The 17,405-nt window shown below is 39.1% G+C and carries 16 protein-coding genes; 12 read left to right on the forward strand and 4 right to left on the reverse strand.

Translation table 11 applies throughout. From position 1 onward, the window contains the following. The first annotated feature begins 389 nt into the window (after positions 1 to 389). The 8 genes from LQ901_RS06715 (at position 390) to LQ901_RS06750 (ending at position 8,688) form a co-directional block, all read left to right on the forward strand. Positions 390 to 1,775: a hypothetical protein gene (locus LQ901_RS06715; RefSeq protein ID WP_233672072.1), complete on the forward strand. Its 1,386-nt coding sequence runs from the start codon at positions 390 to 392 to the stop codon at positions 1,773 to 1,775. A gap of 423 nt (positions 1,776 to 2,198) precedes the next feature. After that, positions 2,199 to 3,029, forward strand: a complete 831-nt coding sequence (locus tag LQ901_RS06720; RefSeq protein ID WP_233672073.1) for an HNH endonuclease — start codon at positions 2,199 to 2,201, stop codon at positions 3,027 to 3,029. Between the two features lie 431 nt (positions 3,030 to 3,460). Further along, complete coding sequence (locus LQ901_RS06725; RefSeq protein WP_233672074.1) at positions 3,461 to 4,261, forward strand: class III extradiol ring-cleavage dioxygenase; 801 nt, start codon at positions 3,461 to 3,463, stop codon at positions 4,259 to 4,261. Between the two features lie 374 nt (positions 4,262 to 4,635). Next, positions 4,636 to 5,166 carry a hypothetical protein gene (locus LQ901_RS06730; protein ID WP_233672075.1) on the forward strand — a complete coding sequence of 177 codons (531 nt, stop codon included), beginning with the start codon at positions 4,636 to 4,638 and terminating at the stop codon, positions 5,164 to 5,166. A 618-nt stretch (positions 5,167 to 5,784) separates the two neighbouring features. After that, positions 5,785 to 6,099 carry a hypothetical protein gene (locus LQ901_RS06735; RefSeq protein WP_152110135.1) on the forward strand — a complete coding sequence of 105 codons (315 nt, stop codon included), beginning with the start codon at positions 5,785 to 5,787 and terminating at the stop codon, positions 6,097 to 6,099. A gap of 392 nt (positions 6,100 to 6,491) precedes the next feature. Continuing rightward, positions 6,492 to 7,340: a hypothetical protein gene (locus LQ901_RS06740; protein WP_233672076.1), complete on the forward strand. Its 849-nt coding sequence runs from the start codon at positions 6,492 to 6,494 to the stop codon at positions 7,338 to 7,340. Positions 7,341 to 7,768: 428 nt separating this feature from the next. Further along, positions 7,769 to 8,305, forward strand: a complete 537-nt coding sequence (locus LQ901_RS06745; protein ID WP_233672077.1) for a hypothetical protein — start codon at positions 7,769 to 7,771, stop codon at positions 8,303 to 8,305. Continuing rightward, a complete protein-coding gene (locus LQ901_RS06750; protein WP_233672078.1) occupies positions 8,302 to 8,688 on the forward strand; it encodes a FlgT C-terminal domain-containing protein in 387 nt (128 codons plus the stop codon). The genes LQ901_RS06745 and LQ901_RS06750 overlap by 4 nt, the downstream gene beginning before the upstream one ends. A 260-nt stretch (positions 8,689 to 8,948) precedes the next feature. On the opposite strand, the gene LQ901_RS06755 is transcribed toward LQ901_RS06750, so the two are convergent. Then, positions 8,949 to 9,812, reverse strand: a complete 864-nt coding sequence (locus LQ901_RS06755; RefSeq protein ID WP_233672079.1) for a hypothetical protein — start codon at positions 9,810 to 9,812, stop codon at positions 8,949 to 8,951. A gap of 383 nt (positions 9,813 to 10,195) precedes the next feature. On the opposite strand from LQ901_RS06755, the gene LQ901_RS06760 reads away from it, so the two are divergent. Both LQ901_RS06760 and LQ901_RS06765 read left to right on the forward strand, forming a co-directional pair. After that, positions 10,196 to 11,188, forward strand: a complete 993-nt coding sequence (locus LQ901_RS06760) for an MBL fold metallo-hydrolase (protein WP_036768292.1) — start codon at positions 10,196 to 10,198, stop codon at positions 11,186 to 11,188. Between the two features lie 378 nt (positions 11,189 to 11,566). Beyond that, entirely contained in the window at positions 11,567 to 12,136 is a 570-nt protein-coding gene (locus LQ901_RS06765; protein ID WP_233672080.1) for a hypothetical protein, read from the forward strand. Positions 12,137 to 12,985: 849 nt separating this feature from the next. Here LQ901_RS06765 and LQ901_RS06770 read toward each other — a convergent pair. Next, on the reverse strand, positions 12,986 to 13,702 hold the full coding sequence (locus LQ901_RS06770) for a DUF429 domain-containing protein (protein WP_233672081.1): 717 nt from the start codon (positions 13,700 to 13,702) through the stop codon (positions 12,986 to 12,988). Positions 13,703 to 13,943: 241 nt separating this feature from the next. On the opposite strand from LQ901_RS06770, the gene LQ901_RS06775 reads away from it, so the two are divergent. Beyond that, complete coding sequence (locus tag LQ901_RS06775) at positions 13,944 to 14,606, forward strand: NAD(P)H-binding protein (protein ID WP_233672082.1); 663 nt, start codon at positions 13,944 to 13,946, stop codon at positions 14,604 to 14,606. A gap of 358 nt (positions 14,607 to 14,964) precedes the next feature. Beyond that, positions 14,965 to 15,390 carry a hypothetical protein gene (locus LQ901_RS06780; protein WP_233672083.1) on the forward strand — a complete coding sequence of 142 codons (426 nt, stop codon included), beginning with the start codon at positions 14,965 to 14,967 and terminating at the stop codon, positions 15,388 to 15,390. Between the two features lie 195 nt (positions 15,391 to 15,585). Here the strand turns inward: LQ901_RS06780 and LQ901_RS06785 are convergent, their stop codons facing one another. Continuing rightward, positions 15,586 to 16,245, reverse strand: coding sequence for a site-specific DNA-methyltransferase (locus tag LQ901_RS06785; protein ID WP_233672084.1), 660 nt, complete (start codon positions 16,243 to 16,245; stop codon positions 15,586 to 15,588). Then, the gene (locus LQ901_RS06790; protein WP_233672085.1) at positions 16,226 to 16,534 is read right to left on the reverse strand and encodes a hypothetical protein; all 309 of its coding nucleotides are present in this window, start codon (positions 16,532 to 16,534) and stop codon (positions 16,226 to 16,228) included. Before LQ901_RS06790 ends, LQ901_RS06785 begins: the two co-directional genes overlap by 20 nt. Positions 16,535 to 17,405: the final 871 nt, after the last annotated feature.

Raw genomic sequence — 17,405 nt, forward strand, 5'->3', positions numbered from 1 at the left:
TGCCGTAGCCTCCCCCTGCTACGGCAACATTACCATACTAACATTCTAAGCAACTGCCTGTTAAATGCTCTTCCTGATAACATTTAGTTAAGGGGCATAGCGCAGCACGCCTGCGTGCGTAGCGGTTTGAAATGGGCATAAAATTCACGTAGTGAATGCCAATTTCAAAATGTCCCTGCTTTAACTTTTTGTTATCATGGAACCTATGCTCACACTTCAATGTGTTTTGCGTACTCAAAGCATGAGCTAACTCTACTTCTGCAGTTAAAGTCACTACGCAGCACACTACAGAACGTTACATCTAGTGACTCAGAGCACATGCCACGTTACTATACGGAAACTTTCCGCATAATACGCTGTTAGCTGTTACAAGCTAAAGTAAAATACAGATGCAAAAAATAATCGATTCAACAGTATCTAAGTTGATAAAAATTATCGACTCAAAACCAGATAGTAAAAAAGTAGCATGGCAGTTTGTGTTGGAAGAGCTGGATGCTGCAAGACATGGTTCAGACTTTGTCCAAGACCGAATGAAACGTTTTTACATAAACGAATCTGAATATATTGGTGCCATGTCAAGAAGTTGGGATGATGTTGATGGTCCTGAGGGGCCGCAACAATTTTTAGTTTCACTGAGCATGATGTTATCCGAACGGGTTGGTATTGAGACTGCAGCTGCAGTACGGATATCGATAGTTGAGTACATTTTACATCACTATAAACTTGGATGCTTTTTTATAAATGATTGGTCGCAAGCCGCAATAAAACCATTGAATTTATTTGAAATAATCGCAGATAAGACAAAACTGAACCCTAATTTATCCGTGTTATTATCTGAAGAGTATAAACCAGTTCGAGAGGTTATTAATAGATGGGCTAGTGGCTTTGAAGATAGAGATAATAAGTTCAATTATGAGTTTCAGACGACTTTTAATTCCTCTTTCTGGGAAGTGTATCTATATCAATGCTTCAAGGATTTAAATCTTACAGTAGATTTTTCAAAAGCAAGTCCTGACTTTACTCTTGTTTCAAAGAATTCTGATGGTTTAAAGAGTATCGTAAATGTTGAGGCTGTAACCGCTAACCATGCTTACGACTCTGAACCTGAATGGTCACAGGAAAATACTAATACTGATCATGATAAGTTTCTAGATTTTGCATGTGTGAGAGTTCTAAATGCAATAAAAAGTAAGCACGAAAAATTCTTTAAAACATATGCTAAGTTTGAGCATGTAAAGAATGCTCCTTATGTTATAGCAATAGCTCCGTTTGAGCAAAAATACTTTTGGATGCAAAACAATGAAGCTATTATTCGTGTGCTGTACGGACAAGGTGTAGTAAAAACTAGTAATGGTTTTGAAGAGGTGAAAGTTCCATACGTCATGAAGAATGATACCGTATCGCTTGAACTTGGATTATTCACAAATGATAAATTCAAGGAAATTAGCTCGGTTATATTTTCTACAACAGCAACGATCGGAAAGGCAATCACGCAAAGTGAATTGAATCGAGATATAAGGGTAAGTAGATTTCATGAGGTAAATGGTTTACTGGTATATGTAACACCGAACAATAAACATTTTGAAACACACCTCGACGGTCTACAAATACATCACAATCCATATGCAGTAACTAAGTTAGATCCTGAGTTGTTTAAAAACTATGAAATCACACATTACTACTATGATATTGAAAATGAAAAAATAGATAACCAACAAAAAAGTTACACTATTATATCAAGGAACATCTTTCTTCCCTCGGATAATGACAGCTAACAAACGACTATGGTGCGAATGGCAAAATTCAGATGCTACTTCGCATCAGCAAGTGCCCTACCTCGGAGTTTTGCAAAACTTTCATTCGCCAATAATCTAGATTCAATGCCTTTCCTGATAACATTTAGCTAAGGGGCATAGCGTAGCACGCCTGCGTGCGCAGCGGTTTGAAATGGGTGTAAAATTCGCGTAGCGAATGCCCATTTCAAAATGTCCCTGCTTGAGCTTCTTGTTATCACGGAACCGATGTTTGGAAAACAACGCGTTTCTAAACACCCAACACATGAGCTAACTCTACTTCCACAGTAAAACCTCATATGCAACACCGCACTACTCGTTACATTAGGTGACGCAGAGAACATGTCACGTTACTATATAGAAGGTTTCCGCTTAATAACGCTGTTACAGGCATAAGGAAGTAGCGTGTTTGAAATTGGTAAAGAATATAAAAGAAAAGAAGAAATTCATGGTTTATATGGAGGTCAAGCTCAAGGCGGAATATCCACACCCAAAAGCCACCCAGTAGTTTTCATCTTCACCTCCGATGCCGGTGAACAGCATGGCTACCGTGATGAATATCATGAAGATGGTTTATTTTGGTACACCGGAGAAGGACAAGTTGGTGATATGAAAATGGTGTCTGGCAATAAAGCTATTTTTGAGCACTCTAAAAATGGCAAAACCATTCACGTATTTGAATACACTCGAAAAGCATACGTGCGCTACATTGGTTCAGCTGAGTGTTTAGGCTATCACGAAGAAGATCGTCCAGATCGATATGGCAATAATAGAACTGCCTTCATCTTTCACCTAGATATAGATTCAACTGGCAATGAAAATATCATTTCAGAGCCGAAAACCACCTATTTTACAAAAACCAAGAAGCAACTTAAAAATAAAAGCATTAAAGATTTACGTGAAGCAGCTTTAAGTCAAAGTCCTAAAGATAGTACATCAAAAGAAAAGCAAGAAACCGCTTATTACCGCTCACAAGCATTAAAACTTTACGTTATCGCTAGATCAAAGGGAGTATGCGAAGGATGTGGAGAAAGCGCTCCCTTCAAAACTAAAAGCGGACCATATCTTGAGTGCCATCATGTTCATAGACTTGCAGATGGTGGGCCGGATCACCCTGATAACGTGGTAGCTCTTTGCCCTAACTGCCATAGGCGTGCGCATTTTTCCAGCGACGCAAAATCTTATAACGAAGCACTAAAAAGAGTTGCAGCTAAGGCCGAGAAAAATGCCTTGTAACAAGTCAATCAACCGCTCGCCGTTCAGGCGACGGAGCAATAAAGCTGCGCCGGTTATTGAGGCGTTAAAGGAGTAATATTTTTCATTCGCCGTAGCACCCTACTACGGCATATTGAAAATCTCTCATTCGCCTCAATAATTAATTAAATTTCTTTCCTGATAACATCTAGCTAAGGGGCATAGCGTAGCACGCCTGCGTGCGCAGCGGTTTGAAATGGGCGTAAAATTCACGTAGTGAATGCCCATTTCAAAATGTCCCTACTTTAGCTCTTTGTTAACCGGAACCGATGCTGATAGAAGCTTGGTATAGAAGCCCCTCCGCACTACCTTAATTTTTTATCTGCTATTTTGACGCGCAAACGCAGTTTCGAGTGCTAGCAAAAGACTATACTGACCAATAGCATTCAATTCTGACCAATAGGAATTTGTATATGGCTACCCAACACCGAGCACTCTTCATTTCTCACGGCGGTGGCCCATTACCCCTCCTTGGCGATCCTCAACATGCGCAGATGGTTTCGTGCCTACAAACGATAGCCAAACAGATTTCGAAACCGTCAGCGATCATAATGGTGAGTGCGCATTGGGAATCGCATAGTGCTGCAGTGACCTCAGGAGCTATGCCAACATTGATTTACGACTATGGTGGATTTCCACCTGAATCATACACCATTCAATACCCTTGCTCTGGCTCACCAAAACTAGCTCACGACATCACAACCAAACTTAAATCGACTGGTATTACAGTAACAGCAGACCCAAATCGCGGGTTTGATCATGGGCTCTTTGTACCATTGAAAATAATGTACCCAGAAGCCGATATACCCTGCGTACAGCTCTCATTACTGAGCAGCTTTAATCCTGAATCTCACATTAGGATAGGTAAATCATTAAGAGATTTAAATGATCCATCGATACTTCTTATCGGGTCAGGTTTTTCATTTCACAACATGAGAGCATTCTTCACCCCAGAAACAACCGAGATGAAAGACGCAAACAACGCATTCCAACAGTGGCTCATTGATACATGTACAAGCCAAAAACTGTCAGAATACGAACGAAGTGAACGCCTGACCAACTGGGACAAAGCCCCCTTTTCTCGCTATTGCCACCCACGCGAAGAACACTTACTCCCCTTGCATGTTTGCTACGGATTCGCAGGTTCAGCATGTACACAAGCATTTAAATTAGAAATTCTAAGCAAAGAAACATGCATGTTTTTGTGGGATTAAATTGTTTGGTGACGAGAAATTATGCCTATTAGCGATTTAGCATTCGGCTGAATTGGTAATTAATAGAAAATTCCGGTTAACATTTAGCTAAGGGGCATAGCGGAGCACGCTCGCGTGCGCAGCGGTTTGAAATGGGCATAAAATTCACGTAGTGAATGCCCATTTCAAAATGTCCCTGCTTGAGCTTTTTGTTATCAAGGAACCCGATGCTTGCACAGCAATGTGTTTTGCTGCCCCAAAACATGCGCTAACTCTACCTCGACAGTTAAAATCATTACAAAGCATACTACAGCTCGTTACATCAGGTGACGCAGAGTGCATCAAGCGTTACTATATGGAAAGTGAATATGTTGTGTTTTTTTTAGGAATCGAAAATGCTTGAAATCCCGATTTTGGGTGAACTAGAAATAGATGATTTCGATGATTTTCTACGCAGCAAGCCAATTACCGTCAATGTTCTTGGTGGCGAGCAATTCGAGTTTATCTTGGAGGAGTATGAAGAAGATAGAGCAAAAGATGAGTTTCACGAAGCGATAGAAAATTTTCTATCACTTGACTATTCTGTGCTTAGGCAAGCACAAGATTATATATACCAATACTATAGCAATATATTTATAAAGCTCACTCCAGACGACGACTGGTATGTTGAGATAGCAAGCCCTAATGATGTTTGGAAACATATTAAATTTGGCTACAACCCAATGGTATCGCGTCGCCCACATGGAGATAAATTAGTTTACATCTCATTGGCATGCTCCTGTGACTGGGAACAAGAACATGGATTACAGATAGTATTCAAACAAGGACTCTATATAAATAAAGTGGGGCCATATAACGGTCACCTTACAAATTCTGATGCATATGGGAACGACAAGCTAGAAAATGTCATATACTGCTTGGCATAACAAGTGCACATTCCCAAACTGATTTACCACCTCGCATCAAATCAGCTGCAAATACGAAGGTAACAGTAACTCCCTATTCGCAGTAATACCCTGCTACGGCAATAGTATAACTCGTGAATTCGCCTAAAAATATTAGTTAAATGCCTTTCCTGATAACTTCTAACTAAGGGGCATAACGTAGCATGCTTGCATGCGCAGTGGTTTGAAATGGGCGTAAAATTTGCGCAGCAAATGCCCATTTCAAAATGTCCCTGTTGAGTTTTTTGTTAGCTGTAACCCTAGGTGTCTATAGCCACTACACTTTCCGACTAGCTAAATAACATTAATTAATAATTAGCTGATTTCAACAGTAATACGCCACACCAAACTCACTACTAAGCCAACACAACAAATTCGACTCGCCAGAACCATCCGCTAACATCATGATTCCACATATAAACCATGATCAATATAACCATAGCGCTCATATTTATTACTAAAAATGACAACCACACAATGTCATATAACGAATTAAACAAGGCTATTTATAAAGTATGGAACTGCATCACAAATATGTAGGCATTCACATATATGCTTAGCTAGGCAACACCTAGGAATATTCAATAAGGATGACATGCTATGAAAATTGAAGCACAAAGAATATCATGCGTAAACTCAGCTGCTTTTGTAATGCATTTCTCAATTACAACTACAATCGGAGGAAAAAATCTGCCTATTGCATCTACAGAGAATTTCCCCGTAGGCCAAGAAAGAACTATTGATCTATCAACGATCGAGAACTTAGCTGAAGGCACTGAAGTAACCTTAACAGTTAAAGCAGTACTTGGAAAAGAAAAAGACTATCAAGAAAAAATCACATACAGAAAAAATGGCCACACGCAAGTTTTCCGTATCCACGGAACAACTCTAAACTATGAAATTCAAGCCATGTAATTATATAGTTGAGCATGGCAGAAATTGTCATGCTCTATTTCTGCAATAAAAGCCAATTAAATTCGCCTTTCAGCTAACATTTAGCTAAGGGGCATAGCGGAGCACGCTTGCGTGCACAGCGGTTTGAAATGGGCATAAAATTCACGTAGTGAATGCCCATTTCAAAATGTCCCTGCTTGAGCTTTTTGTTATCATGGCATCAATGCTAGATACACAAACGATTCCATGCAATATCGTGCTTTATTCATCATCCATCCTACCTAAATCATGTCTACTTCACAAAACTGAGTGCATAATCTACTGACTAAAACTAGCCGTCACGTTATCATATAGCCAATATATGTTTACTTACACTGAAGTGTTTTAGTGTCTATCGTGTGTGCGAGAATAATATGAGTGAGATGCAGTTCAAAATTGATGGTGAAAAACTGAAAGATGGTGTTCCTTTACATATTGCAATTGCTGCATTAGAACAATTTCAAAAAATTATTGATAAATCATATTTAGGTATTAGTGGAAACAAACGCATTACACATAAAGATAGAGATAAATTTTTCATAAGAACGACAGAAATAAAGCATGGTTCATTACTCACCTATTTTGATATAGCCTTGCAAGGGATACAGTTAGGATTGCCGTTAGTTTCCGCATACGGCCCACAAAATGTATGGGATGCAACAAAGGATACATTTAATTTTTTAAAAACTGTTTGCGCAGCAGTTCAAGATGGTAAACAGCCGACCTATGAATTTAATAATAATGGTGACGCAAAAGTACATATAGGAAATGAAGTCCATAACTACCATGGAACGGTAATACAGATAGGGCAAATGGCGCTTCCTAACTATCAGGAATTGGCAACTTTAATTGGAAAAGAAAACTTAAGTGAAATTTCAGCAGGTTCAGTGCAAGGGAATCACACTGATATTTACTTAGGAGCGAATGATAAAGATGCATTTAGAGTTCCCACTAAGATACAGAAAGATACCATTGAGTTACACTGTGAGGTTTTCGATTTCAATAAATACAAAAATGCCGGAAAGTTAAATGTAAGCAAAGCTGGACAGGATGTGCCTATAGGAGACTACAACTTTTCGATTTTCGGAAACCAAGATAATGTCAATTACATATACTCAATGCTAAAACCAGTCGTTGTACTTAATTGTCTTATTGAATTAGCTATCAGCCCGTTTGGTGGAGAAGAGATTCATATGCTCCACGTCATTGGTATTGGGTCATAACTATTGTTGTAAATAAACTCTAAATTCACTTTTCGCCGTAGTGCTGCACTACGGCAACCTTGCACACGCTCATTCACCTAAAATTTATACTGATGCCACGCCTGATAACATTTAGTTAAGGGGCATAGCGCAGCACGCTCGCGTGCACAGCGGTTTGAAATGGGCATAAAATTCACGTAGTGAATGCCCATTTCAAAATGTCCCTGCTTTAACTTCTTGTTATCACGGAACTCGATGCTCACACAGCAATGTGTTTTGCGTATCAAAAACATGAGCTAACTCTACTTTCGCAGTTAAAATCACTACGTATCACACTACAGAATGTTACATCTGATGACTCAGAGTACATGCCGCGTTACTATACGAAAAGTTTCCGCATAATACGCTGTTAGGCTCTAGCAACATCAACAATTGATACAGGAAGTTGTATGACGTTCTCCGAAAGATTATGGAAAGCGATACTTAAAAGCTGGGGAGGAGCGATTACCCTTATCAGCTTTGTGGCGTCGATAGCAGTGTATTTCGTTGTGCCCAACACCGCAACAGTAAAAATGAATATATTCTTTGTCATTGTTATGATCCTTGCCGCATTGATAATTGTATTATTTCGTGCGGCATATGATGCAAATACAGACGCCAGCGTAATATTGCCGAAGGTCAGGAGGGTTCTTAACCCCCCGAAAAGCTATGAGAAGGCCTCTGTCTTATTGATTGTAGATCCCTCTAATTACTTGTCTCATGAATCCTCTGTTACATTATTTATGTTAGAGGATGATTATGAACAGCTAATAGGTGTTGGTGTTGTTATTAACGTCCAGAATGACAAGAAAGTCCAAGTTGCAATTTATAAAAATGACGAATCCGAAGAGCTCCTTTCTCAGCTAAAAGAGAATAAAAAACATGATCTTGAAAGGCTTATATTAAAGCCATCGGTACCTAGAGCATTTTTGGAAGGTGATTTATGAGTGAGTCAAACTTAAAGCGTGAAATAGTAGTGGTTAAAGTCCAGAATGACACAAAGATCGTCATAAACGTTGGATCTGATCATGGTATAAAAGTTGGAGATAAGTTCCTTGTTTATTATGTTGACCCTGAAGAGTTAATTGATCCTATAACCGGGGAAAGCTTAGGGCAATTAGAAACTGTTCGAGGCACCGGGTCGGCAGTTCATGTCCAACCCAAAATGACAACTATTGAGTCTAATCGCAAAGAGAAACCGAAAAAAGTTGTATCAAGATCTGGTTCTGGAGCTCTTGCCTCATTGATGGGGGAGGTTGTTGAGTATCCAGAACCAGAGATAATACCTTTTGATGATCCTAAGATTGGCGATAGCGTGAAGAAAATTTAGCCTAACAAATCAATATAGCCTACCGCTGACGAGTCGGCTGATTGAGGCGTTAAAAATTTAATATTTCTCATTTGCCGTAGTACCCTACTACGGCAATATTACGATTCTATCATGCGCCAAAAATATTAATTAAATGCCTTTCCTGATAACATTTAGTTAAGGGGCATAGCGTAGCACGCTTGCGTGCGCAGCGGTTTGAAATGGGCATAAAATTCGCGTAGCGAATGCCCATTTCAAAATGTCCCTGCTTTAACTTTTTGTTATACGAATCTGTCACCAATAACTTTATTGATTGACTCATCAATTTCAACTTTAGACTCAAGATCGTGGCACCTTGATTCACTGAACCATAAATATAGAAGCTCTGTATTAAATCTAAACCTAACAGCTAATGATAATCGTAAATAGTTATGCACCGATTTGTTTTTTGATCTTAATGGAATCATAGTGAAAACACTGTCGTACACAGAATACACTGAAGATAACCATAAAGCCGGTATCACGCCAACCGAATAAATCAATGGCAGAATAAACTGTCTTAAATTGTCAACTTTCAACAATTCATCAAAATCAAATACCAGATTATACATTGCATAGAATATCACACAGCCACCTATGACATGTATTATCTTTTTACCAAAGACTTCTACATTTTTATGTTCATCATGATACCCAGCATAGACAACAATCCAAGTAATTAGCGTAACAAGAGGAACAAAAATCAACTCAATAACCAAAGGAAACTTATAAACATTTATAAAAAACTCAAACAGCACAGACAAAGATAAATTACTCAAAGCTAATTTACTAAAATCAATAAAACCTTTATCAACCTTTATCGATGATGCCAGTCCTGGCACCCCCACAAAAAGAAACCATATAATCGTTAACTTTAATTGTGAAAGTGCCCACAGCCCAAATAGTTTTGTGACACACACCACAAAAATGTAGTATGCGAGAAATACAATCAGACTCATTATTATTTTCTTATGAGCTAATGATTTCAATAAATCGATCAGCGAATCGCGCACACTTTCACTGCGTAAAACATAGCAAAATAACACTAGTGACCATAGGCATATTGCAATATCCCTATTATCAAAACTTTGAAGAAAATCCTTCATCAAGCCTCACCTGCTAGATATTCGCATAACATTTAGCTAAGGGGCATAGCGTAGCACGCTTGCGTGCGCAGCGGTTTGAAATGGGCATACAATTCGCGTAGCGAATGCCCATTTCAAAATGTCCCTGCTTGAGCTTTTTGTTATCATGGAGACCGTTCTTAGCATAACAAAATATGTTAGTTTGCTCATTCTAATGAACTTACCGGTCTTCAGAGAAATGACTTGCCAACTTTGTGATCGGCATTAGTGACAATATCAATACATATGATATTACTCCCATCCTATCTGCGATATCATTAACACAACCGCTATTAATCTATCTGTAACAACACGATCATATAATGTATCTGAAGTATTTATCAGAGAACCTACAAAGGGATGATATGTTGAAAACTAAAGTAGCCTTATTAATCGGTTGTCTATCATACAGCCTCAATATCAATGCTGCGGGATTTGAAGCCGTAACTTTGGGAAGTAAAGGTGGTATACAAGATGGCAACCTTACTGCATTTATGATAAAAAGCGACATTGATTCTAATTACGTCATGCTAGATGCAGGTTCGGTAGTAAATGGACTTATTATTGCTGATGGGAAAGATGCTTTTTCCGAGTTAAAACTACCTGATAACTCACCATACACAAAAATCGGATACTTATTAAAAGAAAAAATCAAAGGCTACTTAATCAGCCATGCTCACCTCGACCATGTGGCTGGAATGATAATATCCTCACCAGACGATAGCAAAAAGCCGATATATGGACTACCAAATACTAATCAGGGATTAATTGACAACTATTTCAATTGGTCTGCTTGGCCAAACTTCGGCAACGAAGGTAAAGGATTCAAAATAAATCAGTATACTTACAAGAACCTTTCTCCCGCAAAATGGGAAGAACTGACAGACACTACAATGAATGTAATGGCTATGCCATTAGCACATTCCGGTGGAGAATCAACAGCCTTTTTGCTGAAGGACAGTGAAGGTGATGTATTTGCCTACTTTGGTGATACTGGGCCAGACGAAGTAGAGAATAGTGACTCACTTAGTAAGGTGTGGGAAATGTTAGCTCCTTTTGTCAAAGACAAAAAATTAAAAGGAATCATTATTGAAGTTTCTTTCAGTAATGAAACAGAAGATAAAAATTTGTTTGGCCACTTAACACCTAACTGGTTGATAAAAGAACTAAGTGTACTAGAAAAAAAGGTCGGTAAAGGAAGCTTAGAAGGATTAAAAGTTGTTATAAGTCATATAAAGTATAGTTTAAATAAAAGTAGTGATCCGCAATTAGTGATCAAACAACAACTGGATGAGTTAAATACACTCGGTGTTACATTTGAATTCCCTAATCAGGGCGATAAATTGAGTTTCAAGTAACACTTTACATATGCCGTAGCACTGCTACGGCACTACCATTCATCACTAGGTTTAACTACAGCACTCTCCTGATAACATTTAGTTAAGGGGCATAGCGCAGCACGCTCGCGTGCGCAGCGGTTTGAAATGGGCATAAAATTCACATAGTGAATGCCCATTTCAAAATGTCCCTGCTTTAACTTTTTGTTATCATGGAACCGATACTCAAACTGCAATGTGTTTTGCATACTCAAAGAATGAGCTAACTCTACTTCCTCAGTTAAAGTCACTACACCGCACACTACAGAACGTTACATCTAGTGACTCAGAGCGCATGCCACGTTACTATACGGAAAATTCCGCATAATACGCTGTTATTTATTTTAGAGAGGTTTTAGTTTGGACGTATTTAAAAGACTAAAAGATGAAGTAAATGAAATTCATTTTCGTTGGGTTGTTTATAGGCAAGTTTATGCTCAAGGACCAAAAGAAATCGAGCTTTTGAATAAAAACGGAGCCTACTTTTTCTATATCGCTCAGCATCTATTTATGGATAACGTAGCACTTTCTTTTTCGAAACTAACAGATCCCAACAAGCAAGGCTCTAATGAAAACCTTAGTCTCAAACAATTAATAGTTATAGCTAATAATTCTGGTTATTTAGAATTAGCCCATGCGTTGAAAGAAAAGTTTGAAGAACTCTTTAAAAGTTGCGATAAATTCAGGAAGTTACGTAACAAGCGTATTGCACACGCTGACTTAGGTCATGCGATGGGGGTTGCTGAAGAGCCGCTTCCTGGTATATCACGGCAGTACGTTGAAGATGCTTTAGCTTTGTTGCGAGATTTTATGAACACTTATGAACTTGCTGTTAGTGACTCACAAACCTTGTATGACGAGATCATCTTGGATTTTGGGAGCGGTGGAGATGTATTATTGAATTCTTTGCGAAAGATAACACATACATAATAAACGACTATGGTGCGAAAGACAAAATTCAGATGCTACTTCGCACCAACTAGTGTCATACCTCGGAGTTTTGCAAAACTTACATTCGCCAAAAATCTAGATTCAACGCCTTTCCTGATAACATTTAATTAAGGGGCATAACGGAGCACGCTTGCGTGCGCAGTGGTTTGAAATGAGCGTAAAATTCGCGCAGCGAATGCTCATTTCAAAATGTCCCTGCTTGAATTTCTTGTTATCTGAAACCCCAAGGTTGCTAAAAGCAGAGTTTTGCCGACCAACGTAACAGCCTTAAGTAAAAGCTGCTTTCCGCGGCGAGCCTGAACTTACCCTATTCTACCGATGATTTGTCACGTGACTCGACCATTCGACTTAGATTGTGCAAAAGAACACTGATTTTGTGCAACCACACATCATGCTAACAACAGGAAAGAATACGATTTTCCAGTTTCCGCAAACCATGCTATGCCCGTTCTCTCCGCAACCGCAGAACCAACTGACGGGAAAGAAAGCTGGATTACATTCGCCTATACCGCTGAAACTGCAACGCACTCATTCGCCAACTATGTTCAAGAATGGAATGAATATGATATTTACGTAAATAGTGCTGTGGCCAAGACAACTCGACCATTCAACGCTGAAGCTAAACCGAAGAAAGAATACAATTGCGCCGCGAAAACTAGCTTGGCTACGGCCTGAAATTTAAACCACGAAAGCCTATTAAATTCGCCTTTCAGATAACATTTAGTTAAGGGGCATAGCGCAGCACGCCTGCGTGCGCAGCGGTTTGAAATGGGCATAAAATTCGCGTAGCGAATGCCCATTTCAAAATGTCCCTGCTTTAACTTGTTGTTATACACATTTAGTGCACGGAATCCAAATATAACCATCAATGCTATTGCCAAAGGTTTTGCTAGTAACACCAACAGCATACAGAGCCGCAATATAAAGACAAATGACAGAATCTATTGCATCTTCATTTCTCTTCAATGCACTACCCCGCAATGATTTAATATACTCAACTGAAAAAATGTGTTTTATATGCTCCGGAATTATTAGTTTCACAATCGGACTAAACTCCAAAGATACCAATAAATTAGCCAGATGAGTTTGTCCATTCCGACGTTCTACGACCTTACCTTTTTTATACTTTAATCTTTCAGGCAGTGAGAATATTTCAATCAATGTTGGATGTGGATAACACTCGAGCATCCATTGACGGTCACCTAGATGCTTGACACCTTTCTGTTGCAGATGTTGAGCAAGTTTCACAGACTCAGGATTTGGGTATAGCATTAGATTAGATGGATGGCAGCTTGCATGCCGCGAGCTATAAACTTTAGCTAGTTCTTTTTCACACTGCCGTAGCCCTGAAATATTATTTATGATTAGCGGAGCATCTATAGCATAACCTACTATATCAGGTTCAGAATCAATAATCGCTTTCACATCACGACAACAAGGATAGACTGATTCAATTCGTAACTCATTTCCATTTAGCTCACCGATAGCAATGCCCGATGGATTTTTCACACCTTGCCAAGCTAAATCAATGCCACAAAGTTTCATCAGCCATTTTCTCCGATGTGTATAACATTTAATTAAGGGGCATAACAGAGCACGCTTGCGTGCGCAGTGGTTTGAAATGAGCGTAAAATTCGCGCAGCGAATGCTCATTTCAAAATGTCCCTGCTTGAATTTTTTGTTATCACGGAGCCGATGTAGACCAAACAAAATGGATTACCAATACACTTAGACTACGCTAACCTTGGTTACAACCAGACCATACAGAATACCAAGGAACCTCTAAATGCAACCAAATCGCGATGTGATTACTACAGGAAGTACCGGACTGGTTGGCAGCGAGATCCTCAAACAGCTTTTGAACGACGACACTGTTCGTACAGTATACAGTTTAACGAGACGCAAGCTGAAACTGGATCATCCGAAGCTTGTTCAACTGGTTGTGAATTTTAAGGACTTACCCGCATTACCTAGCGCAAACGAAGTGTATCTCGCACTTGGAACAACTATCAAAGATGCAGGTAGCAATGATGCATTTCGTGCAGTGGATTTTGATGCAAACCTCGCCGTAGCAATAGCGGCCCGAAAAGTTGGCGTAGACCGCATAGGAATTGTTAGTGCAATGGGCGCTAACCCAAACTCTGTAGTGTTTTATAGCAGAGTCAAAGGCGAATTAGAGATTGCAGTTGAAAATTTAGGCTTTAAAGGTGTGACCATTGCTCGCCCCTCTATGCTATTAGGTGATCGTGATGCATTGGGCCAACCGAAAAGAAGTAATGAGCATTACAGTCAGCTATTCGCTAATGCATTGATGAGCTTTATTCCTAAAAACTACAAACCCATTACCGCCATTTCTGTAGCAAAATCGCTAGTGAATGCAACCCCAGATACAGTTGGCGTGAGAATACTGCTTTCTGGCAAAATGAGAAATTGTAGCCAAGACAATTAACTACGATTATTTCATGCGCCACAGTTCTAAATTCAGCGCGACTCCTGATAACATTTAGTTAAGGGGCATAGCGTAGCACGCTTGCGTGCGCAGCGGTTTGAAATGGGCATAAAATTCGCGTAGCGAATGCCCATTTCAAAATGTCCCTGCTTGAACTTGTTGTTATCGTGATACTCAATGCACAAAGAAGTGCGTGTTAGGTCACATCTATTTCTAAACAGAATAGACATAAATACCTGCTTATCTTCACATATCACGAAATCAACCTGATATGATAGTAAATAGAGCATGTTACCGTCATTATACAAGCATCTCATATATGATATGCAATCAATATAAAGTAAAGGACGCCTTAGCAGTGAACTCATCATTAAAAATACCCACAGACAACCCTTATAAATTAATGGCGATTATAGGAGCCATTGCGGTTGTATTCAGCGTATACTTTTTGTTAAGCCAAAACTATCGATATAACGAACTTGCCTTTAGCTCACTAGAGAAAATATCATATATCGCTGAACAACCCGACTTATCTGAAGAAACAAAAAAATACCGAATCAGCATTGAAAACAAAAAATTAGAAATAATAAAAACTGATAGAGAGTGGTTTCCATACTTATGTGGAGCAATGGCTGCACTCGGTGGATATTTATGTGGCATAGGTTTTAAACATTGGATATATGAGGTTTATCCTGACGAACAAGCCATTCGAAAACAATATTTATACAGTTTACGCCTAGCTAATCGCACTACTTCAAAAACAAGATTTATGAAGAAGTCATAATTCAACATATACTCGCATAAGCAAATAATGATAAGTAAACAAATTCATTCGGCAATAAGGCTAGTTCAGTCTGCTCACCGATAACATTTAGCTAAGGGGCATAACGGAGCACGCTTGCGTGCGTAGAGGTTTGAAATGGGCATAAAATTCGCGCAGCGAATGCCCATTTCAAAATGTCCCTACTTTAGCTCTTTGTTAGGTTTTCATGCACCGTTGCTTAAAATGAGCATGAGCAGCGTCTGAAATATCACAGCCTAAGTAATCACGCCCCAGATTTTCAGCGGCTACCAATGTTGAACCTGAACCGAAGAAAGGATCGACAACTAATTCACCAACATTACTACTTTGTGAAATTAACATTTGAATTAGTTGAGTTGGTTTTTCAGTAGGATAGCCTTTATTGACTCGTTTACATGTTAGTATATCTGGCACACCTAAATCATTTAGCTTACGCTTACCTTTCTCAAAGAACAAAATGTATTCATGGCGTGATCGATAGTGATATCCCATTCCGATATTTACTTTATCCCAAACAATCGGCTTCCAAAACTTAAAGCCAACTTTTTCTGCTATTGGTTTAACGATAAACATCGTTTCTTGATCACAGAATAAGTAAAAGTGCGAATTTTTCTTAAGCACTCTATATATTTCTTTAAATAAACTTTCAAAACGCTCATTAGGAAAGATACTAAACCATTGATTACTAGATGATTTACTCACTTTTAAGCGTGTTGTGGTACCTATTTTTCTATGTTTCTCTAATGACTCATAAGGTGGGTCTGTGATTAAAAGATCAACACTCGCATCTGCGAGTGTTGATAACCAAGTAACTGCGTCATTCTGAAAAAGCTTCATTAAATTCTGGTACCAAACTGCTACATACGCGACCATTTCTATAGGTTTGTGAGACTACGCCCTTATCAAGTTGACGGCAATCAATACAATAGCTTTGATCTCCTTCAGGATTTGTTGGCGTTTTTCTAGCAGGTGAACTACCAAACGATGCAGGATATGAATGGAAGACATGCTCTGAACCATTAGCGTCTGAGCAATGCGGACATGATTTATACTCTTCACCCGTAAGTTTATCAAACCGATGAATCATTCCTGAATTGAGTTTCTTATCACAGCACGAACAAGACATCCCAACCTCCTCTATTGCTTCATCAAATAGAAGGTATAGCAGGAGACATTTTTATTCTGGGAGATGATTGGAAGTTTCGAAAACCTAACATTTAATTAAGGGGCATAACGGAGCACGCTTGCGTGCGAAGTGGTTTGAAATGGGCGTAAAATTCGCATAGCGAATGCCCATTTCAAAATGTCCCTGCTTGAATTTTTTGTTATCTGAAACCCCAAGGTTGCTAAAAGCAGGCTTATGCCGACCAACGCAACAGCCTTAAGTAAAAGCGATTTTGCCCGGCGTGCACTGTAATGCTCCTATTCTACAGATGAACATCCACGTGACTCGACCGTTCGGCTTCAATTGTGCGAAAAAACACTGATTTCGTGCGGATAAAAACCATACGTCCAACAGGAAAGAATACAATATTTACGTAAATAGCACAGTGGCTAAGACAACTCGACCATTCGACGCTGAAGCTAAACCGAAGAAAGAATACAATTGCGCAGCGAAAACTATCTTGGCTACAGCCTGAAATTTAAACCACGAAAGCCTATTAAATTCGCCTTTCAGATAACATTTAATTAAGGGGCATAACGGAGCACGCCTGCGTGCGAAGTGGTTTGAAATGGGCATAAAATTCACGTAGTGAATGCCCATTTCAAAATGTCCCTGCTTGAATTTCTTGTTATCACGGAACCCGATGTTTGGAAAGCAATGCGTGTTTACACATTCAACACATGAGCTAACTCTACTTCTAAAGTAAAACCCAATATGCAACATCACACCTAGCAAATCTCTTTGTTAGGTGACGAATTGTACATGTGACGTTACGGTACGGAAACTTTCCGCATTAATAATGCGATTAACTAGCTCTCCACACATTATCTAT

It is taken from the genome of Plesiomonas sp. PI-19 (assembly GCF_021368255.1).
In the GTDB taxonomy this organism is placed as follows: Bacteria; Pseudomonadota; Gammaproteobacteria; order Enterobacterales; family CAMTGL01; genus Plesiomonas; species Plesiomonas shigelloides.